The following is a 19,994-nucleotide window of genomic DNA, read 5'->3' as shown; positions in this document are numbered from 1 at the left end:
TTTCGGTATTCGACATAGCCGATTCATTCGGCACCGGTCTTCACCTGGAGCGTCAAATGGACGAAGGGGCGCAGAGCGGTGACGCGTGACCTTGGCGACCGCCGAGCAAACTGAACTCGACGCGCTGCTGCTTGTCCATCACGAGTGGCTTGCGTCCATCGCTACCTTGAGGCGATGGAGCGGGCGCCCCGGGCGCCGGCCGCTGCGGTGCAGGCGGCAAGCCATGCGATGGCGGCGGATTCGCCTCGCGCGCCGCGTCATCGCAGCGACATCTTTCTCGCGTAAATCTATGGCATTTCGCCAGTCGGCGAAGTACCGTTTTTCTCAAGGAATACCGACCATGGCGGCAAAACGCCTTCGCATCAACATGATTACTCGTCGCCAGTCGACGTTCGATGGCCGGCATCTCGACACCGAGGCGGCACGCCGCTTCGACGCGCACACGCAGGACGCGACGCCTGCTCATCTGAAAGGCACGCAGGGCGCCGAGGCCGAATGGCTGCCGCGCGTGAAGGTCAGCGAACGATAATCCGGTGACGCCGGACGAGCCGCCGCGCGATAGCGGCGATCGCGCCGTCCGGCGGCTTTTTCAATGTCAGACCGGCTCATGGCCGGCACGGCAAGGTTGGCGAGAAACAAGCCCGCCGGCCAGCCGGACTGCGGCCACGACGCGACGAAACCGCGATACGCATGGGTGCCGCCCATCCCATCGACATCGGGGCCGAGCCGCCCCATTCGCCGCCCACGCCAACGCCCTGGATGAAACGCAATACCGTGGGGATAACGGCGCCCCGGATGCCGATCGCAGCGGCAAGTCGGAAAACAGCGGCCAGCGGCCATGCGATCGAGGTGATCGGCGGTGGACCGACCAGGCCTGCTCGCCCTTTATGCGTCTTTCAACCAGGGCATTTCCACGGGTGACACGACCAGTTGCCGGAACTCGCGTTTCAGATCGAAGATGAACCCGACCAGGATCATGGAGTCGGCGTAAGGGATCGGAAAGACATGCGGATTTTCCGGCGTGCGCAGCGGGCGCTCGGGGCTGTCGACCGTCGCCGCGGCGTTCTCGCGAACGCTTTCCAGTTCGTCAGCCATGGCCGGGCCACTGATTTGCAGCACACGGCTACGCAGGTCACTGAAGGGCTCGATGCGCGCAGCGTCTTCGTGGTATTCGGGCACTTCGTAAACGAACCAGGACATTTTCGTCTCCTGTGAGAAGGGGCGCTATTCTAACGCCGCGCAAGGATGCACCGAGCGTCGCGCGGCGGAATTCCTGGGCTGGTTTGTGTCGTCAGCCCGAGGCGAGTGCCCCACGCGAGATCTTGATCCTTTTCTCGTTGTACCTGCGTGACATCGAGCCTCCCGTTCACGAGCCCGGGTTATCCCTCTTGCCTGACCACGGTAGACATGTACTGTTCGCGGACTGCCAGCCCTCCGTATGGCAGGTGGGATGCGGTGACCGTCGCTACGTAATCCGAATAGGCGTAGCTCACTCGTGCAACCGCCACGGGTTTGCCTATCAGCGATTCCAGCGTCGTATCTCCCGACACGGATGTGGGTGCGCCGAGCACATCGTGCAGATTCCGCACGGCGATCTGCCAGCTCCGTCGCGTTTCATCTACGGACATGTCACGACGGTACACATTGATGGCCATCAACGTGCGATCCGGCGCGAAACTGAACCATATTTCGCTCACGGGCGGGCCATTCGAGCCGAGCGATTCGGCAGGCACGCCTCGACAGCGCAGGTAGCGCAAGCCTCGGGACAATGCGACGCACTGCGCGTTGTATCGCGACATTCTTTCCAGCACTTCCGCTTCAGTACTGCGATCGAGCTGCAGGCCGAACGCAGGACGGTGGGCGGCCGCCGATACCCCTTTCTCCTGCAAAATCGCATTGTTGCGAATCGACAGCACCGTTCGGGAATCGACGGAATCCACTGGACACTTCACGCCCAGCTCGGTGAGGAGCCGTCGCCCTTGTGTCGTGTGCAACCCGCCGATCCCGGCAACACTCACGGAGAGTGCCGCAACGACCCACGCGATCACGTGGGTCCTTCGCACCGCCGTCAGCCCGTACATGATGTTGCAACCGTCGGGGGAAGATACACCGGGCCGCCGGGTGTGGCGCTGATGATGGTATTACGCAGGTTGAAGAGGGTGGGTACCGCACTGAACTGGAATTTTGTGCCGACCGGGATGCCGGCCGAGTTTTTCTCGGTGAGCGTGTACGTTCCATTTGTCGTCGACGTCAGTGCGGCAAAGTCCGCGGCCGGGAGCTTGCTTTGCAGCGTCGCGACGAGATCCACCATGAACTGATCGAACACGCAGCCTGGAACGCCAACGTCGTTATGGGCCGTCGTCATGTCTTGGCACATCTCCGGTTGGGCGTCGATGTCTCCGGCCACCTTGACGGGGCCTGGGTAGGTGTACGGACCGCCGAGGAGCGATTCAAACTGCAGCGTGAGACAGGCTTCAAGCCGCGCAGGGGTGTCATGGGCGGCACTGCTGTGGTTGGCATTACCGGTTACCGCCGCGAAATAGGGCGCTTCGACCGGGTCCGCCAACAGGCCCGCGACCGCTGCATTGACCACGCCGGCCACCACGCCGGGGGCCGCCGAATCACCGCCGAGCGCGGTCCAGATGGCCAGATTCTCCGGATGTTGCGCGGCCACGGGAGCAATGTCATCTCCGCCTCCGCAAGCGCTGAGCGCGAACGGTGCCGCTGCGGCAACGACGATACCGATGAAAAGCTTCATGAGTTGTCTCCTCCGGATGCCATCGCGACGCCATTTCCCGAGGTGGGACACCAAGCACCTTGGCTGGATGACATACGCAGATACGGCGGAGGAGCGAGGGCGGATGCAGGGGCGGGTTTGCAGTGATGGAGAAGGTAATACGAGAATTTTCCCCATCCGAATTCACTAAAGCACTTGTTCGACGACTCGCTTTTGGCATCGTCACTGCGAACCATGCGCGTGCTTCGCATGATCGGAGATTAAGCCGGCTTGCCAGGCTCCCGGCGCTATCCGGCGCGGGCGTCGTTCATGTCGTCTGCGCCGATTGGCGCAGGAGGATGGTTCGTTACGCCATCCCAATGGCTTGCAATCGCCAGCGCGGCCGGCAAGATGAACGCCCAGCCGGTTGCGACAACGACGAGCGCTGCAGCCGGATCCTTGAAATGAACGGCTCCCAGTGCCGCACCGGCGCGAAAGGACGCCGGGCCTGCGAATGCGCCGACGAGCGCCGAGATGAGCGGTCGCGCTCGAAGCCAGTGCAGCACGGTATTGAGTTGAATCGCGAACAGCGCCCACAGCCCCGCGAGCCAGTACGGCGCTGTCCCTTTGAGAAAAACGCCGTTCGGGTACACGAGCAGGCCGGAATGGGCAACGGCGCTGTCCCATAACCATCCGGACACCGTGACCGTGATCACGATCCGCGCCTCGGATGCGGGTCGGCGCGCGAAGAGAAGATGGCCGGCTGTCGCGATCAGCGCATAGATAACGCCCCACGCGGCGTGATGCGCTGCGGCCGTCATCACGCAGACCAGCCATCCTGTTTGGGTCGTCGCGAGATAGACGTACATGCGAGCGGCATCAGACTTCCGCGTGCTGGGCGTCAGTTGCTTGGGAGTGCTTCTCATGATCGCTCGCGCGGGATCGGCAACGGCATGGTCGCCATGCCGCCCGGTCGACGTTGCATCTTGGGGAAAGCGGCAGGTAGAACGTTCATGGCAGACGGCTCTCACTATCGTCGACGCGCGGATCCACCACCGCACGATTGCTACGCAGGGAGCGATTGTCGGCATTCCGCGTTGATTCACTTATCCATTCCACATACGGCTCTCCATTGCGGACGGATGCACTTGCGCAGGGAAGATCGGGATGTCGTTAAGGGGGGCGGCTGCCGTGCAATGAATGCATCCGCTTGTGCGCAAGCTCCGTAAACGACATACAAGGCGGCGGATGCGGCCGGAATCGTCGGGGATGGGGATCTTCATGAACATGAAAGCCGGACTTGCCGTCCTGTCGGTGCTGCTCGCGGCCGGTCTCCTCGCCGCGTGCAGCCCGGTGCGGCTCCTGAATGCGCTGACGCCGAGCTACACGTTCAGCCTGTTCGCCGGTATCCCGTACGGATCCGGCGAACGCCATGTGCTCGACGTCTACTTGCCCACGCGCGTCTTGCATCACTGGCCGGCCGATGCGAGTGCGGGCGCCCCGGTGGTCGTGTTCTTTTACGGCGGAAGCTGGCAGTCGGGCGAGCGCAACGACTATCTGTTCGTGGGCGAGGCGCTCGCGTCGAGGGGCTTTGTTGCCGTCTTACCCGACTACAGGACGTATCCGGCCACCACCTTTCCCGGTTTCGTCGACGATGCGGCGCAGGCGGTGGCGTGGGCACGCGAGCACGCAGTCGCGTTCGGCGGCGATCCGCGTCGACTGTTTCTGATGGGGCACTCCGCGGGTGCGCAGATTGCCGCGTTGCTTGCGACCGACGGCCGCTATCTGGCGGCCCAGGCGATGCGCAAGAGCGATATCGCCGGCGTGATCGGCCTGGCCGGCGCTTACGATTTCCTGCCGCTGCGTGACGCGACGCTTGAAAGGATCTTCCCGCAGGAAGCGCGCGCCGCGAGCCAGCCCATTCGATTCATCGAGGGTACGGAGCCGCCGATGTGGCTGGCCGTCGCGGAGAACGACACGGTGGTCGAGCCCGGCAACACGACCCGCTTCGCGCGCGCGCTGCAAGACAGGGGCGATACCGTCGTGGTCATGCGTTACAGGAACGTGAGCCATGCGTCGATCGTCGGTGTGCTGGGCGCGCCGTTGCGAGGGGTGGCGCCAGTCCTCGACGATCTCTCCGTGTTCGTGGATCGCATCGCGAATGCGTCGAATGCCGGCACCACGAGCACGCCGCCGGCAGCGCCTGCCGCAGTGGCTCGCTCCTCGGTTTCGGCTCGGTGATGGAGGCAAGCCCCTTATTGCACGCGAAAGCGCATCGCCGCCTGTCGTCGTGGGCAGGCCGGAACGGCCGGCGGCGCGTGCCGCGCTAAAGCGCCTTCAGCTCCGGCGTCGTTCCGCCCAATCCCTCTTCGCGAAGAATGACGGCCAGCGCCGTCTCGAGCAATTCGGCGGCCCGATTCGCGGCGTCTCCAAGGTGGCGATGCAGCAGCGCATCGGCCGGCGATCGCGACACGCATTCGTCGCTGTATCGCTCGAACGCGCCGAGCTGCATGATCAATTCGGACAGATGCCGCGGACACTCGCACTTGACGGTGGTGGACAGGCCGCTGAGCGACGCGAGCGTCGCATCGTCGAAGCGTCGCCGCGTGCGCAGCCAGAGCCCGCGATCCGCGTCATTCGCTTGGCGCGACTTGACCACGGCTTGCGCCAGTTTCGACATGATGGCGATCGGGTTGGTCTGGCCTTCCGTCGACCGGAACAGCTCGAACCCCGACAGACGTGCCAGCTCGACCGCCTCTGCCGTGCCGAACGCGTACACGACGGCCACGGCATGCGCGTTGAGCTGTTGCGCCACGGCAGCGAGCTGCGAAACGACATCCTCATGGAGCGACGTGGTCGTCGCGATGAGGGCGTCGACCGGCGTCCCCGCATGCGCGCTCGCGCCGTCGAGCGAGTCGATTCGCGCGGCGATCCGGATTCCCATTCGCTCGATCGCGGATTCCGGAATCGACAGCGCGCCGACGACCGCGAGGCTCACGCTTGCCTCGTGAAACGCCGCGTCACGCGTATTCGTCAACGACAGCGCTTCGAGTTCCTCGTGGCTCAGGCTGGCAATCGAGCCGATCGCGTGGCCCTGATTGACGAGCGTCTTCAGCAATCGAATCCGCTGGACGTCGTCGTCCGAGTACATTCGTTGTCCGGACGGCGTTTTGGGCGGCGCAATCACGCCATAGCGCCTTTCCCAGATTCGCAGCGTGGCTGCCGGCATGCGCGCGAGGCGCGCGGCCTCGCCGCTGCGATAGCGATGGGGCGTATCGCGATCCTTGCGAGGGGGCATCGTGGCTCTCCTGAAGTCGACCTGCTGTTGTCTCGGGATTGTACGCAGTTTGCGCGAAATACGAAGCAGGAAAGTGATTCAATAGGCGGGTTTTCGTCCGGAAAGGTGGTTCGTGAAGCGCGAGCCGGCTAGCCTGCCTCGGAGCGGCACCGCTCGGCGTCGCGAGGCGGGTCAGGACGCGCGGAGGTGTTTCGAGTGTCCTCGAACCGCGAAGCGATTCGCGCGCTCATGGCTCGAGATACACCTTGAGTCGCATCAGGCCGCGGCGAATCCAGCTCTTCATCGTGCCGAGCGGCACCTGCATGCGTTCAGCCAGCTCCGCGTACGACGCGCCGCCATGAAACGCTTCCCGCAGCACATACGCCTGCCGCTCGCCCAGATGCGCGAGCCCGCGCTCCAGACGCAGGCGCTCCTGGCTCGCCTGCGCGCCGAGATCGGGCGTCGGGTTTTCGTCGGGGATCGACAGTGCCAGTTCGTCGTCGAGCGGAAGCTCGCGGTGCTGCCGGATCCGGTCGATGGTCCGATTGCGTGCGAGCGTCATCAGCCATGTCATCGCCGTGCCGCGTCCGGCGTCGAATGAATCGGCGCGACGCCACGCCGTCGTGAACACGTCCTGAAGCAGGTCTTCCGCTTCGTGGCGGTCGCGGATCATCCGGACGATCGCGCCGTACAGCCGCGCCGCCGTCAATCGATACAGCTGCGCGAACGCGTGTTCGTCGCCGGCGGCGACGCGCGACAGCAATTGGTTGAGCTCCGCCTGCGCGTCGGATGCTTCGTCGGGCTGAACGACCGCATCGGCGGTGAATTCGGCTCTGCCGCCCGGGCGCGACCTCCCGCGGGACGCGCCCCGGCGTGGCTGCCTGCCTGAATGCGGCTTCGTCGATCGACCCTGGCCGGAAGACGGGCGGAGCGAGTCGTGCGAGCAGTTCATCGGGAACTCCGTATGGCTTTGCGCTTCCTGCTGTTGCGCGCCCGCCGTGACGAGCGGGCGCGGCTCATGGCCGGGCACGGTGCCGGCGCATTCGTCGCGAATGCCTGTCGCGCGCTTTACGCATGCTTTCCGGACAACAAGGCGAGAAACTCTCGGCGAAGCGATGCGTCCGCGAGAAATTTCCCGCGCATCACGCTGTTGGTCATTTTTGCCTGATCGTCCTTGGTGCCGCGCCAATGCATGCAGAAGTGCTCGGCCTCGAGTACGACGGCAAGCCCGTCGGGCGAGATGCGCGATTCGAGGAGGTCGGCGATCTGCTTGACCGCTTCTTCCTGGATCTGCGGGCGCGTCATGACCCAGTTCACCAGCCTGCCGTACTTCGACAGGCCGATCAGATTCGACGCGGCGCTCGGCAGCACGCCGATCCAGATGCGGCCCATGATCGGGCAAAGATGATGCGAGCAGGCACTGCGCACGCGCAGCGGCCCGACGATCAGCAGCTCGTCCAGCCGCTCGACGTTCGGGAATTCGGTGACGGACGGCGCCGTGTCGTAGCGGCCCGCGAACACTTCGCGGATGAACATCTTCGCGACGCGCCGCGCGGTTTCCCGCGTGTTGTGGTCGTTGTCGACATCGATCACGAGCGAGCGCAGCACCGCTTCCATTCCCTGCGCCACTTCGTTCTGCAGAGCATCCAGCTCGCCGTCGTGTAGGTGCGCGGCGATGTTGTCGTTTGCATGGAAGCGCGCGCCCGCGTTCTCGAGCCGACGACGGATGATGTGCGACAGAGGAATGCCCTCGTCGATCGCAGTCAAGGTGTGCTCGGGAGCGTCGATCAGATTGCCCATTTCGGTTCGTTTCTCGAGGTTAGGGGGATGCGATGGATCGCGACTGAGGCGATGCGATGATTTGCCTGTATTCGTTGCGTAAAAATCGGGCGAACGCCGCCGCTATTTCGACGACGCGCCGACCGGGTGCGCTCACCGGCGCGCGCGCGGGCGTGCATGGCGGCTCGGCAATGTCACCGGAGATCCGGCCCTGATCCCGCACGACGGACCCACTGGCGTTGCCGGGGCCCAGCCGCCAACGTCCCGCCGGAACCGCACCATGGGGTCATTCGCCGTCGGCTTGGCTGCGAGCATGACGGCGGCGGATTGTTGCAACGTGGCCAGGACGAATGTGTGGTCGATGCGGCCGCCGACCGAGTGAAACAGGTGGAACCCAGCAAGGCGGATCAACGCGAGGGCCTGCACGCTGCCGTACTCATAGATGATCGCGGCCGCGCGGACACGGCGCGCCTGCGCCAGCGACACGAATTGAATCGCCAGATTCATCTGCAACGACGAAACCTCGGCGATCAGCGCGTCGACGGCCTGGCCGGGCTGTCGTAGCGCCCGCGACACCGATTCGACGCGCTCGCTGACGTGCAGGCCGACTCGCTCGATCGTTTCGTCGGAGGCAGTCAGGCCGCCGGTGACGAGCAGCGTCGGACATGCACGAGCCGTGGCGGCGTTCGATCGCCGTTCGGGCAGTGCGCCGTTCGGGCTGGCGCCTGCGCACCGGTCGGTCACCTGTGGCGAGCGGCGCCGGCAGCGTTGGCCGCGCTGTTGCGCGGCGACCCGCAAGCGCGATGCAATCGGCCGGTCGGGTGCCGCACCGGCGTGGTGTGACGGGCTGCGTGCCGGGGCGACGGACACGCGCGCCATCAATGAAGCCGGACACGCCGGAAACCGGCGCGGCTTGATGTCGTGATTGCGTGTTGGCACGGGGCCTCCGTCGGTCGATTCATGCGTCACAGCTGGATTGTATGCAAATTTTCCGGAAAGTGAAGCGGAAAAGTGATTCATGAAATAATTTGTACCGGAAGTTTGTGCGTCAACTACCGATTCGGTATCGGGAGATTGCGTTTTCAGCCCGTGAATGCTCATTTTTATAAGCGTATTGCGTGTCTTTGGTGCATGCGAAACGACTTTCGGGGTCAATGGGATACTGACCAAGATGGGTCAAGATGGGCCAGGAAGTACGCCGGAAGGCATGCGATTTCGATGCATGAATCGAGCGTGTCGCACATTTGCGAGTCGATGCGGCGGGATCCGGCCCGCGGCCGCTCGCGCCAACGAACATGACCGCGCGTTCACGCAAGCGTGGTGCAACTGAGGCAGCGCGGAGTGAACCGTCTGGAGGCAACCGGGCATGCGGCAATCCAGACGGCCGAGGGGAGGGGGAGGTCCGTTCTCACGAGTACGCCTGCGCGCACCGGTGCCGATCGATCCCCGGTGCCCGAAACAGGGGCAAACATTCAGTCGCGGCCCAATCGAAGCGCTATCCGGGCCCGCGCGCTGCTCGCGACCGGCTCATCAACGCGGAGTCAACGACGTGCAGCGTTTGCCTTGATGCGGGTACGCGGCCGCCGGTTCCGACGGCAACGCTCCGAGCAATATCGGACTTCGTCCCAAGCGGCTTTCCATTTCTTTCTCCAGCTGAAAGGCAAGCCGCAGGTCTCGCAGATCTTCTCAGGCAAGTGCATCTTGTCGACCATGGCGAATCACGCGTCGAGACGGATCTCTGACGAACTGCCCGGCCGAGCGACGTTGCCGCGTCGATACACCGGAGCCATCGCCATCGCTCACCGTCGAATCAGCGCGCATCGTCGCCCAGCAACTGACGACGCAACGATTTTGCCCGCGTGCGCGGGTCGAGCCAGATCGAGAAGAAGGCGCGCGCGAACGCCGGATCGGTCACGTCGGCCGTGAGGCGGCCATTGGAGTAGAAGCGTGCGCCGCGCTCGGGCACATACACGCCGCACAGCACGTCGCCGAGCGATACGTCGGTGAACGCCCGTTCGAGATCGCGGCGCCATGCATCGAGCGTCGCAGCCGGCAACGGCGCGGGTGCGAGGCGCTCGATCTCGTCCATGCCCGTCGAGACGAGCCGCTCGCCTTTCACGTCGTGACGGTAGGCCAGCGACAACGCAAACGGCGTGTCGAACGCGCCCGGCGGCCGGGGTGCCCACAGCTCGGCGTCGTAAAGACAGATGCCCAGGATGCAGAACCGGCCGGATCCGATCAGTCGCGCCGATGGGATGTCGTCGACGCAGCTCGCGCCGGCGAACAACGGCGCGGCCAGCGCGGCAGCCGCGGCCGCGGCGAGCATCGCAAGCTGGCGCCTCATGTCAGCCGCCCGACGACACGATGAAATGCATCACGTCGGTCCGCCGCTCGGCAAATCCCGCTTCGCAATAGGCGAGATAGAGGCGCCAGGTGCGAATGAACGTCTCGTCGAACCGTTGCGCGCGCACCGAGTCGATGCGCGCCTCGAACGCGGCCCGCCAGGTGCGCAGCGTGCGCGCGTAGTCGTCACCGAACGCGAACACCGGTTCGGCGGCCAGGCCGGCCCGCCGTGCGGCATCGACGAAACGCTCCGGGCTCGGCAGCATCCCGCCGGGAAAGATGAACTCGCGAATGAAGTCGCTCGACGTGCGATACGCGTCGAATAGCGACTCGATGATCGTGATCGACTGAATCAGCGCGCGCGCACCGGGCTTCAGGCGTTGCCTGAGCGTGTCGAAGTACACCGGCCAGAACGTTTCGCCCACGGCCTCGAACATCTCGATCGACACGATCGCGTCGTATTGGCCGTCGACGTCGCGATAGTCGCGCAATTCGAGCGTGACGCGATCGGACAGCCCGTCGCGCCCCATGCGCTCGCGGGCCAGCGCGTATTGCGCCTGCGAGACGGTGACGCCATGCACGCGGATGCCTTGCCGTGCGGCATGCGCGGCGAACCCGCCCCAGCCGCAGCCGATCTCGAGCACGTGCATGCCGGCGCGCAGGCCGAGCGAATCGACGATGCGCTGATACTTCGCCGTTTGCGCGTCGGAGAGCGAACGCTGCGTGTCGCCGTCGAAGCAGGCGCTCGAATACGTCCACGTGTCGTCGAGCCACAATCCGTAAAAGTCGTTGCCGAGATCGTAGTGCGCGTGGATGTTGCGGCGGCTGCCGGCCCGCGTATTCGTCCTCAGCCGGTGACGCAGCGCGTACCAGAGGCGTGCCAGGCGGCCGCCGGTCACCGTCTTCGCGATCACCGGCTGGTTGCGGATCGCGAGGCGCAGCAGCGCGACGAGCTCGGGCGTGTCGACCCAGCCGGCGCGATACGCTTCCGCGAATCCGATGTCGCCCGCGCGCAGGATCGCACGGCACGCCCGCCAGTCGCGGACCTGCAGCGTCGCGGCCGGCTGGCAGTGCGGATCGCCGAACACATGCTGCGCGCCTTCGGGCGTCACGAGCGTCAGGTGACCGTCGTGGATTTGCCGGAGCAGCGCGATGAACAACCGGGCCGAGAGTGGCATCGCCGGTTGCGAGGCGGAAGACAGCAGGCGCAGCAAGGTCATGGGCGAGCCTCGTGATCGGACATCGCCGAGCGGTCGCGTGGCGACGCGCCCGGCGAACGGGACAATGGCGAATCGGTAGCGGCGGAACGGCCGGGGGGCGTCTTGCCGTGGAACGGCACGCGCGCGAGCCACAGCCGCAGCGCTTGCCAATGAATGCGAATGACGACGTTGATCGCGTTCAGCGGCTGCCGGGCCAGCGCGCGCCATGCGCGTGCCGCCGTCAGCGGCGCGGACCGCATGCCGATCGCCGTGCGCAGCAGCAGACCGTCGTCGTCGCGATAGTCGATCGCCACGCTCAGATGGTCGCCGCACTGACGCACGCGAAACGCGTAATCCCCGACGATGTCGCAAAACGGCGAGACATGAAACGTCTTGCGGCAGACCAGCACGGTGTCGGCGTCGATCGGCGCGTGACGCATCGCGCTGAGCAGGTAGCCGTGGTGCGCACCGAACGTGTTGCGCACATCGGCGTACAGCGCGCGCAGCCGGCCCGCGCGGTCGTAGCAGTACCAGAAGCTCACCGGATTGAATGCGTAGCCGAAGACGCGCGGGATCGTCTGCAGCCAGATCGGGCCGTCGGCGGGAATGCCGGCGTGCGCGAGGACATCGCGCATCCACGGGCCGAGCGCGCGGCCGTCGCGCGGGCCGTAGTCGCGGGAAGCGAGCGCGAGCGGGGCCCGGCGATCGATGCCGAACCAGCCGGCGTCGATCTCGTCCAGCCGCTCGACGTCGCAGCAGACCTGGAATATCGGGTACGCGAACGCGTGGCGCACCGGCCGCAGCCGTTCGTGCATCACGGTACCGACGAGCAGCCGGGCGGCCATGCCATCGCGGGCGAAGGGCGCGTTCATGGGCGCGCCCAGGCCGGCGCGACGCCGAAGCTGCGGGCGACGCGCAACGCCGATTTCAGCCCATCCTCGTGGAACCCGTAGCCTGTCCACGCTCCCGCATACCACGTATTGCGCCGCCCCTGCAGCATCGGCAGACGATGCTGCGCATCCACGGCCGCGAGGTCGAGCAGCGGGTGCGCGTAATCGTAGCGGCCGAGCAGGGTGTCGGGCGCGGGCTCGTCGACCGGATTCAACGTGACGACCACCGGCGAGCGGAACGGCAGCGGCTGCAACTGGTTGAGCAGGTAGCTCACGCACACGGGCGACTCGCCGCCCGTGCGTCTCGGCCGGGCGCCCAGGTAGTTCCACGCCGACCACACGCGCCGCCGGCGCGGCAGCAACGCCGTATCGGTATGAAGCACCGCGACGTTGTGCTGGTAGCGCACGGCGCCGAGCACGTCGCGCTCGGCCTTGCTGGCATCCGCGAGCAGCCCCAGGCTGGTCGGCGCATGGCACGCGAGCACGACCGCGTCGAAACGCTCGTGACCGGCTGCATCGGTCGCCACCGTCACGCCCGCGTCGTCGCGCCGAATCGCGCGCACCGGCGTATTCACGCGCACGTCGTCGAGCGTCGCGGCGATGCGCTCGACGTACTGCCGTGCGCCGCCCGCGACGGTGCGCCAGGTCGGCCGGTTGTTGACCTGCAACAACGCGTGATTCAGGCAGAAGCGCAGGAACGTCGCCGCCGGAAACCGCAGGATGTCGTTGGCCGCGCTCGACCAGATCGCGGCCGCCATCGGCAGCAGGTAGTGATGCTGGAACGATGCGCCGTAACCGCCGGCCGTGAGCAGTTCCCCGACCGAAAGGCGCTGCCGGCTCGCCGATTCCAGGTGATCGTGCGCGGACGCGTTGAAGCGCAGGATGTCGCGCAACATCCCGAGAAAGGTCGGCGAGAACAGGTTGCGGCGTTGCGCGAACACCGTGTTCAGGTTGCTGCCGGCCCATTCGAGCCGGCCGCCGTCGACCGAAACCGAAAACGACATGTCGGTCGAATGGGCGGCCACGCCCAGTTCGTCGAACAGCGCGACCAGATTCGGATAGGTCCGGTCGTTGAACACGAGGAAGCCCGTATCGACGGGGTGGCGTGCGCCGTCGAGATCGACGTCGACCGTGTGCGTGTGACCGCCGAGATAGTCGGCGGCCTCGAACAGCGTCACGCGGTGACGGCGGGCCAGCAAGTACGCGCTGGCCAGGCCCGCGATGCCGGCGCCGACGACGGCGATCCGCCGGCCGGGCCGCGACATTGAAAGTTCCGGGTGCATCGCGAAGGGTCTCCGTCAGTCACACGTGCAGGTTCGGGAATCACTTGTGCTGATATACGTCGCACCGCGCGCGGCGGATGCAGGAGCGGCCGTCATTCGCGATCGCCGGGCGACGCGAAGCCCGGCTTGCCGAGCTGGTCCGGTGTTTGCGGCACCCGCCTGAAGCGCGACGTGTCGTAACCCATTGCATCGAGCCGGGCGAGCAGCGAGCGATAGGTGGCCTCGTCCATCGTCGGCACGCGCGAGAAGATCCAGCCGAGCGTCTTGCCCGGGTAGCCGAGGATCGTGTACCGGTAGTCGGGGTCGACGTAGAGCGTCAGTTGCGTGACATACACCGGCCAGAACAGTCGCACGCGCCATTCGCCACCGCCGCTGCCGGGCTTCACGGTGTCGACGAACCGATAGTGCTTCTCGGGCTGGTCGAAGCCGCCTTTGCGGCCGACGAATGCGTCGTCGATCCGGCCGTCGTCACGCAGGTTCCACTCGGCCCGGCTGCCGACGTAGTCGCGTTCCGCGAAATACGGGATGTTCGCGATCACGTACCAGCGGCCCATGTAGCGCGGCAAGTCGACGGGTACGGTCGACAACGGAACGGCGGCGCGCGGATTCGGGTTCGGCGGGCTGCCCGAGCACCCGGCGGCCCCGATCGCGAGCGCCGTCACGACCGCGACGGCGACGCGGCGGAGAACCCGGTACGGGATCGCGGCCCTCATGCGAGCACCCGGCGCTTGTCGAACAGATAGTGGGCGACGCCCCATTCCTGCCCGTCGGCATAGCCGAACAGCTCGGCGACCGCCATGTAGAACATCCGCCAGCGCTGGAACCAGAGGCGGGCGTCGGTGCCGTAGACCGTCTCGAAAATCGGCATGATCCGGTCGCGCGCCGCATCGAGCGACGCGAGCCACTGATTGGCCGTGCGGGCGTAGTGCGTCCCGTCGAGCCACCATTGGCGGGCGATGCGCACGTCGTCCTGGAACCGCAGCAGCAGGTCGGCCGACGGCATCGTCCCGCCCGTGAAGAAATGGCGCGACATCCAGTCGGTGTCGTCGCGCACCGCGAAGTGATAGGCGAGCAGCTTGTGCGCGAAGATGTGCACGAAGAGCTTGCCGTCGTCGTGCATCCAGCGCGCGATTTTGGCGAGCAGTTGCCCGTAGTTCTTCATGTGCTCGAACATCTCGATCGAGAGCACGCGGTCGAAACCGGCGTCCGCGGGATCGAAGTCGAACTCCACCACGTTGCCGGTCACGATGCGCAGATTCGTCAGCCCGCGCTGCGCCGCGCATCGCTCGATGAAGTGGCGTTGGCCGTGTGAATTCGACAGGCCGACGATCTGCGCCGCCGGATACCGTTCGGCGAGCCAGAGCGACAGCGAACCCCAGCCGCATCCGAGGTCGAGCATGCGCTGGCCGTCCGCCAGCCTCGCGCGCTGCGCGTACAACGCCAGCATGGCCTCCTCCGCCTGCGACAGCGTTTCGTCGCCACGCGGGTAATAGCCGCACGAATATTTGAGCCGCGGGCCGAGATGGGCCTCGAAGAAGCTGCCGGGCACTTCGTAATGCTGCGTGTTCGCCGCGAGCGTCTCGATTGCGATCGGGCTCGCACCCAGTTCACGCACCAGCGTGTCGTGCGCCGCCGCACGCTGTTCGCCGTCATCCGCGTGTTCGGCGCGCAGGCGTTGCCGCATGAGCGAGCGCATGCCGGCCCGGATCAGCCGGTCCGGCAGCCAGCCGCGCTCGCAGCAGCGGATCAGCCAGGTGTCGTGGGGTGCCGCCGCCGAGGCCGGCGACGGTGGCGAGGTGGTAGCGGTCATGATCGCGTGCTCCGGTCTTCAGGGGGATCGGATCGAGTGGGGGAAGGGCCGGGTGCCGGCCTCGGCGGCCACGGAACGATGGCGCTGGTCGTGCGCATGTACTCGCGGTATCCCGGCCGGCTTTGCACCAGACGCGCTTCGAGCAGCGGCAAGCCGGAAACCTTGAGCAGCAGCCATGCCATCAGCACGGGCGGGAACAGCGTCAGCCAGCCCCAGGGCATGCCGATCGACAGGGCCGTGTAGGCGAGCCAGTGCACGCACTCGAAAAAATAGTTGGGGTGCCGCGAATAGCGCCACCAGCCGGCGCGACAAACCTGGCCGCCGTGGTCGCGATCCGCGAGAAACCGCTTGAGTTGCCGGTCGGAGGCCGTCTCTCCGGCGACGGCGGCGATCCAGATCGCCACCGCCGCAGCGATCGCGAACCGGGACGGGGCTGCCGTGCTGTATGCGGGGATGAAAAACGCGATCGACAGCAGCATCGAGATCAGCGCCTGCAACTGGAACAGCCAGAACATGTTGCGCGGCGCGGCGTCGCCCCACTGCAGGCGGAACTGTCGATAACGCGGGTCCTCCGGCTGCCCGCGATTGCGCCGCCACAGGTGCCGCGCGAGTCGCAGCGCCCAGATGCCGCCGCCGGCGGCGACGAGCGCACGATTCAATTCCGGGCCGGTCGCCAGCGCGGCGACGAACACGGCGACGCCGCCGAGCGTCACGGCCCAGACCGGATCGATCATCCCGGCGTTGCGGGAATGCAATTGGGTAATCCACACCGCGGTGAAGGACAGGATCAGTCCGACGAAGGCGAGGAGGGCAACGACGACGGCGGGCATACAGGCTCCGGGGGCGCGATATCCCCTTATACGGAGCCGGCGACCGAACGGATGCAGACGGATGCGACGAGATGCGGCGTGATCCCGTCGAGCGAGACGGCAGCGGGCGGCACGCCGCCGCGCTTGACGGGTCGAGCGCGCGTTGCGCGCGTCAAGTGGTGTGCATCGCGCCGGTGGCGAGCACCGGCCCGGTGGGTTGGCCGCTCGGCGAGCCGCCGTGGGGCTCGAGCGAGACGGCGAGCACCGCGCGTGCATCGAGTCGCGCGACGATCGCTGGCGGCAGCGTCATCGACGCCGGTGCGTTCGACGCGAATACGCCGAGCGAGATCGGCTTCGCATTCGGCGCAATCAGCCAGAGCTCCGTCGAGCGGTCCGCGGCGACGGTTGGCGTGTTCGCGGGCACCACGACCATCCGGGCACGCCGCAAGTCGACCGTGGCGGTCCACCGTGCGACGCCATCCGTTTGTGCCAACGTGGCTGCCATGTAGTGGCTGTCCTCGGCAGCGGGGCGCGGCGGCGCTTCGCCCACCCGGATCACGTTGACCGTGAGCAGCCCGAGCGCCGCCACGCTCGCGCCCATGCCGACCCAGCGCCACAGTCGCAGGCTGTTCCACCATCCGGCGGACGGCGCCGCGCTGCGTGGGTGCGGCGGCGGGATGAAGCCCAGTTGGTGCTGGATCCTCGTCCAGGTTCGCGCGGGCGGGTCGACGGGCGTGACGTCGTCCGCGAGCGGCGCGAGATGGCGCTGCCAGCGCTCGAGCGTGGCTTGCAACGCCGGGTCGCGCGCGGCGGACTGCTCCAGCTCGCGGCGCGCGTCTGCGTCGAGCACGCCGAGCGCGTATTCGGCGCAGCGCAATTCGGGATTGTGATCGGCCGGCGTATTCATTGCTCCAGGCACACCTTCAGCTGCATCAGGCTGCGCCGGATCCAGCTCTTCATGGTTCCGAGCGGCACACGCAGTCGCGCTGCCAGCTCACTGTAGGTTGCGCCGCTGAAGAAGGCCTCGCGCACCGCGCGGCCCTGCTGCGGATCGAGTTGCGCGAGGCAGCGCTCGAGGCGCAGGCGTTCCTGCGAGGCTTGCGCCAGCGCGGCGGGCGTCGGATCTTCGGCGGGAAGCGCCAGCGCCTGTTCGTCGTCGAGTTGCGCGTCGCGATGCTGCCGCAAGCGGTCGATCGTCTTGTTGCGCGCCAGCGTGATCAGCCACGTCATCGCGCCGCCGCGCGCCGGGTCGAACGCGTCGATGCGCCGCCATGCGGTGGTGTAGACCTCCTGGAGGATATCCTCGGCTTCGCCGTGATCGTGAAGCATGCGCACGATTGTCCCGAACACCCGCGACGCGGTCAGCTGATACACCTCCGCGAAAGCCGCCTGATCGCCGGTTGCTGCCTGAAGCATCACCCGATTCAGATGTTCGCGGCGCGCGACATCCGCATCGGCATCGCGCGAAGGGGCTGACTGATCGAAGCCGCTGGCACCGCTTGGCGTGTCGCTCATGCGAAGTGGATGGCGCGGACCGCCATGCTGTGAATGTCGAGCGAAATATAGCACTCCCGGATGCCTCTGATCGAACGATCGGCGGCGCGCCCGCTGCACGTTGTACAGCGCGACGCCCGCTGTGAGATTTTCAACCAGATACGAGCGACGCGTCCGCGCGGATGCAGGCAGCCGCAACGTGCGGCGAATGCGGCCGGCTACCGTCGGTTGAGGGCACAATGACCGGGTTTCGTGTCTGGAGAGTCATTCGATGAAGCGAAGTAGCGTTGGCCGACCGCTGTGGGCGGCGGGCGTGATCGTGGCGGGCGCCGCACTGGTGCTGGCGGGATGTGCAGGCCTTGCCGGCGGGCCCAGCGGGAATGCACACGTTCCGCAACCCGCGAAATCCGTCGATCTCGATCGCTACGTCGGCAGATGGTACGAGTTCGCGCGGTATGAAAACCGCTTCGAGCGCGGATGCGACGGCGTGACGGCCGAGTACGCGAAGCGGGAAGACGGTCTCGTCGGCGTGCGCAATACCTGCCGCGAAGGCGGGCCGGTCGGCCGCGCGCGAAGCGCCGACGGCCGCGCGAAGATCGTGGCCGACAGCGGCGGCGCAAAGCTGAAAGTGTCGTTCTTCGGGCCGTTCTTCTTCGGCGATTACTGGGTGCTCGATCGCGCCGACGACTACGCATGGTCGATCGTCGGTGAACCGTCGGGGCGCTTCCTGTGGATCCTGACGCGCGATGCGAAGCCCTCCGCTGAACAGGCCGCGGCGCTCGTCGAACGGGTGCGGGCGCTCGGTTACGACACGACGATGTTGCGGCGCACTGTGCATTAGGGCGGCCGCGTGCGGCATGCGTGCATGGGGCCGTCGGGCTTGGCGCTATGCCGAGGCCAGCGTATGTGCGCAGCCGTGCCGCAGGTGCATCGACGCGGCCGCATTACGAGGTGGCCTTGCATCGCGCTGGTCCCTGCACCGATCAGCGCACCGCAGGAGGGCAGCGCAACACTTGTTGCCCGGAAGCCAGAAGTCTTTGACTGCGCAGAAAACGAATGGCGACACACGCAGATTGCGCGACTGGGCGGAACATCAACGCTCGGCACGTCTCGCGCAAAAAAGTATCTGACGTGGGATGGTTTCGCCGGCGGCCATTTCTTTCCCGGCGACTACCTCCCTTACTCTGCGATGAACGTGCCTTTGACCAGCACGTTCGGTGCACCCTCGGCCCTCGTCAGCACGAGCTTCGCCCCGTGCACACTGACTTCGAATTTCGCCTGTTCGGGGGTAAATGTTGGTGGGTAGAGGTTACCGTTCCGCACCGTGATCAGATCGCGATCATTCGATGATGTCCATGAGGCTGTACTGCCTTCACCAAACAGTACATCGGGGTCCTCGCCAGGTATGTGGGGGGCCATCGTGAAATTCGTCTCGACTTGTCCATTCTCGTGGAATCGAATCCACAGCGCTTCGCTGATGTCTCGCTGCTGCGTGTGGACGTCGCCCGACTTCATGATCTTGCTTGTCAGTTCAACCGTCTGCGGCGGATGTTTTTTCTGGTCAACAACGGCACCTTCGTACTGTGCTTCCTGCAGATACCACTGTCTGCCGATAAGACCTGCCACCGGAGAGGCGGCAGGTCGCCCATCGCGGATGCGCTTGTCGACTTCCAGCGCACACTTGGTAAAGATGTCGAACGCCTTGATCCTGTCTTCACTCTTCAACGTCCCATCGCTTATCAGACTTGCGCGGACGGATGACAGCGTTTCAGCGCTGAGTTCGCCCCCGTGGCCCAGCTCAGTCTTCGCTTTGGCCGCCGTGGACTCGTCAAGGCCGCCGCCACATGTTGCTAGTACGGTGACGGTGTGATCTTGCGCTTCGGTTCCAAGCGAGGACGTTTTTGTGGCGCAACCTGCGGTCAGTCCCAACGCGAGACATGCAACTATGCTTGCTAGATCAAGTTTCATCTTTGAGTTCAGCAACCCCTCTACTTACCTGAAACGGATATCGGACGAATCTCACTGAAACTTTAGCGAAGTGCCTGCGCTGCACGCGAAGATCCTCCATTACCTTGCCGAAAAATTTCGACGATGAAGGGTCCGTCAAGGGAGGCAAGCCTGAACCTCGAGTGCGACAAATGGCTTGCTCGAACTGGGCTATTTCACGGAGCGCTTTGGGCGGAAGAAGTTTCGCGCACTCAAACGAGGCTGGAAACTGGCGTTGGGGCGCGCGTCCGAAGCGGACATTTGAGCTTTGCTCTTACAACCAATGTCATACCCGGATTCAGATGTCCACCTTCCAGCCATTTAAAAATGTCCGGTTTTAAGGTTGTTTTTGCTGCGTCTTTTTCCTCGTTTTGAGCATTACGCAGTGTCGAAGGTCGGCGCCTGAAC

Annotated in this window: 23 protein-coding genes and 1 pseudogene; 3 read left to right on the top strand and 21 right to left on the bottom strand. The window is 65.7% G+C overall.

The genetic code is table 11. From position 1 onward, the window contains the following. The first annotated feature begins 85 nt into the window (after nt 1–85). Nucleotides 86–529, top strand: a complete 444-nt coding sequence (locus LGM56_RS12440; protein ID WP_226204788.1) for a hypothetical protein — start codon at nt 86–88, stop codon at nt 527–529. A gap of 74 nt (nt 530–603) precedes the next feature. Here LGM56_RS12440 and LGM56_RS12435 read toward each other — a convergent pair. The 5 genes and pseudogenes from LGM56_RS12435 to LGM56_RS12415 form a co-directional block, all read right to left on the bottom strand. Beyond that, nucleotides 604–809: pseudogene (locus LGM56_RS12435) on the bottom strand (MFS transporter); the annotation flags it as partial. A 76-nt stretch (nt 810–885) separates the two neighbouring features. Continuing rightward, nucleotides 886–1,200: a hypothetical protein gene (locus LGM56_RS12430; RefSeq protein ID WP_046546935.1), complete on the bottom strand. Its 315-nt coding sequence runs from the start codon at nt 1,198–1,200 to the stop codon at nt 886–888. A gap of 179 nt (nt 1,201–1,379) precedes the next feature. Beyond that, entirely contained in the window at nt 1,380–2,081 is a 702-nt protein-coding gene (locus LGM56_RS12425; RefSeq protein WP_226204787.1) for a hypothetical protein, read from the bottom strand. After that, entirely contained in the window at nt 2,069–2,758 is a 690-nt protein-coding gene (locus LGM56_RS12420; RefSeq protein WP_226204785.1) for a hypothetical protein, read from the bottom strand. Before LGM56_RS12420 ends, LGM56_RS12425 begins: the two co-directional genes overlap by 13 nt. A 266-nt stretch (nt 2,759–3,024) precedes the next feature. Continuing rightward, on the bottom strand, nt 3,025–3,585 hold the full coding sequence (locus LGM56_RS12415; protein WP_226204783.1) for a DUF2878 domain-containing protein: 561 nt from the start codon (nt 3,583–3,585) through the stop codon (nt 3,025–3,027). 412 nt (nt 3,586–3,997) lie between these two features. Between LGM56_RS12415 and LGM56_RS12410 the strand changes: the two genes are divergently transcribed. After that, the gene (locus tag LGM56_RS12410; RefSeq protein ID WP_226204781.1) at nt 3,998–4,957 is read left to right on the top strand and encodes an alpha/beta hydrolase; all 960 of its coding nucleotides are present in this window, start codon (nt 3,998–4,000) and stop codon (nt 4,955–4,957) included. 85 nt (nt 4,958–5,042) lie between these two features. On the opposite strand, the gene LGM56_RS12405 is transcribed toward LGM56_RS12410, so the two are convergent. The 14 genes from LGM56_RS12405 to LGM56_RS12340 form a co-directional block, all read right to left on the bottom strand. Next, entirely contained in the window at nt 5,043–6,014 is a 972-nt protein-coding gene (locus tag LGM56_RS12405) for a MerR family transcriptional regulator (RefSeq protein WP_089498704.1), read from the bottom strand. Nucleotides 6,015–6,240: 226 nt separating this feature from the next. Next, a complete protein-coding gene (locus LGM56_RS12400) occupies nt 6,241–6,945 on the bottom strand; it encodes a sigma-70 family RNA polymerase sigma factor (RefSeq protein WP_226205287.1) in 705 nt (234 codons plus the stop codon). A 116-nt stretch (nt 6,946–7,061) separates the two neighbouring features. Further along, entirely contained in the window at nt 7,062–7,793 is a 732-nt protein-coding gene (folE, locus tag LGM56_RS12395) for a GTP cyclohydrolase I (RefSeq protein ID WP_226204779.1), read from the bottom strand. 132 nt (nt 7,794–7,925) lie between these two features. Then, on the bottom strand, nt 7,926–8,873 hold the full coding sequence (locus LGM56_RS12390; protein WP_226204777.1) for a hypothetical protein: 948 nt from the start codon (nt 8,871–8,873) through the stop codon (nt 7,926–7,928). 440 nt (nt 8,874–9,313) lie between these two features. After that, complete coding sequence (locus tag LGM56_RS12385) at nt 9,314–9,472, bottom strand: DUF2256 domain-containing protein (RefSeq protein ID WP_373452578.1); 159 nt, start codon at nt 9,470–9,472, stop codon at nt 9,314–9,316. A 110-nt stretch (nt 9,473–9,582) separates the two neighbouring features. Continuing rightward, complete coding sequence (locus LGM56_RS12380) at nt 9,583–10,116, bottom strand: chalcone isomerase family protein (protein WP_226204775.1); 534 nt, start codon at nt 10,114–10,116, stop codon at nt 9,583–9,585. Nucleotide 10,117: 1 nt separating this feature from the next. Beyond that, the gene (locus tag LGM56_RS12375) at nt 10,118–11,335 is read right to left on the bottom strand and encodes an SAM-dependent methyltransferase (RefSeq protein WP_226204774.1); all 1,218 of its coding nucleotides are present in this window, start codon (nt 11,333–11,335) and stop codon (nt 10,118–10,120) included. After that, entirely contained in the window at nt 11,332–12,186 is an 855-nt protein-coding gene (locus LGM56_RS12370; RefSeq protein WP_226204773.1) for a DUF1365 domain-containing protein, read from the bottom strand. Before LGM56_RS12370 ends, LGM56_RS12375 begins: the two co-directional genes overlap by 4 nt. Further along, complete coding sequence (locus tag LGM56_RS12365; RefSeq protein ID WP_373452573.1) at nt 12,183–13,469, bottom strand: NAD(P)/FAD-dependent oxidoreductase; 1,287 nt, start codon at nt 13,467–13,469, stop codon at nt 12,183–12,185. The genes LGM56_RS12370 and LGM56_RS12365 overlap by 4 nt, the downstream gene beginning before the upstream one ends. Nucleotides 13,470–13,579: 110 nt before the next feature. Beyond that, nucleotides 13,580–14,200: a lipocalin family protein gene (locus tag LGM56_RS12360; protein ID WP_226204772.1), complete on the bottom strand. Its 621-nt coding sequence runs from the start codon at nt 14,198–14,200 to the stop codon at nt 13,580–13,582. Continuing rightward, nucleotides 14,197–15,297 (bottom strand): SAM-dependent methyltransferase, encoded by a 1,101-nt coding sequence (locus tag LGM56_RS12355; RefSeq protein ID WP_226204771.1) that lies wholly within the window; start codon nt 15,295–15,297, stop codon nt 14,197–14,199. Before LGM56_RS12355 ends, LGM56_RS12360 begins: the two co-directional genes overlap by 4 nt. Further along, the gene (locus LGM56_RS12350; RefSeq protein WP_226204770.1) at nt 15,294–16,127 is read right to left on the bottom strand and encodes a DUF1295 domain-containing protein; all 834 of its coding nucleotides are present in this window, start codon (nt 16,125–16,127) and stop codon (nt 15,294–15,296) included. Before LGM56_RS12350 ends, LGM56_RS12355 begins: the two co-directional genes overlap by 4 nt. 151 nt (nt 16,128–16,278) lie before the next feature. After that, nucleotides 16,279–17,013: an anti-sigma factor domain-containing protein gene (locus tag LGM56_RS12345; RefSeq protein WP_226204769.1), complete on the bottom strand. Its 735-nt coding sequence runs from the start codon at nt 17,011–17,013 to the stop codon at nt 16,279–16,281. Then, entirely contained in the window at nt 17,010–17,621 is a 612-nt protein-coding gene (locus LGM56_RS12340) for a sigma-70 family RNA polymerase sigma factor (protein ID WP_226204767.1), read from the bottom strand. Before LGM56_RS12340 ends, LGM56_RS12345 begins: the two co-directional genes overlap by 4 nt. 250 nt (nt 17,622–17,871) lie before the next feature. Between LGM56_RS12340 and LGM56_RS12335 the strand changes: the two genes are divergently transcribed. Beyond that, nucleotides 17,872–18,441: a lipocalin family protein gene (locus tag LGM56_RS12335; protein WP_226204766.1), complete on the top strand. Its 570-nt coding sequence runs from the start codon at nt 17,872–17,874 to the stop codon at nt 18,439–18,441. Between the two features lie 338 nt (nt 18,442–18,779). Here LGM56_RS12335 and LGM56_RS12330 read toward each other — a convergent pair whose 3' ends face one another. Together LGM56_RS12330 and LGM56_RS12325 are read right to left on the bottom strand one after the other, a co-directional pair. Beyond that, a complete protein-coding gene (locus tag LGM56_RS12330; protein ID WP_144023177.1) occupies nt 18,780–19,568 on the bottom strand; it encodes a hypothetical protein in 789 nt (262 codons plus the stop codon). Nucleotides 19,569–19,798: 230 nt separating this feature from the next. Beyond that, on the bottom strand, nt 19,799–19,994 hold a 196-nt coding region (locus LGM56_RS12325; protein ID WP_226204765.1), incomplete at its 5' end, for a hypothetical protein.

The organism is Burkholderia sp. AU38729 (assembly GCF_020419725.1).
Classification (GTDB): Bacteria; Pseudomonadota; Gammaproteobacteria; order Burkholderiales; family Burkholderiaceae; genus Burkholderia.
The sequence above is the reverse complement of the archived record's forward strand: the minus strand, read 5'-3'. Positions and strand labels throughout refer to the sequence as shown.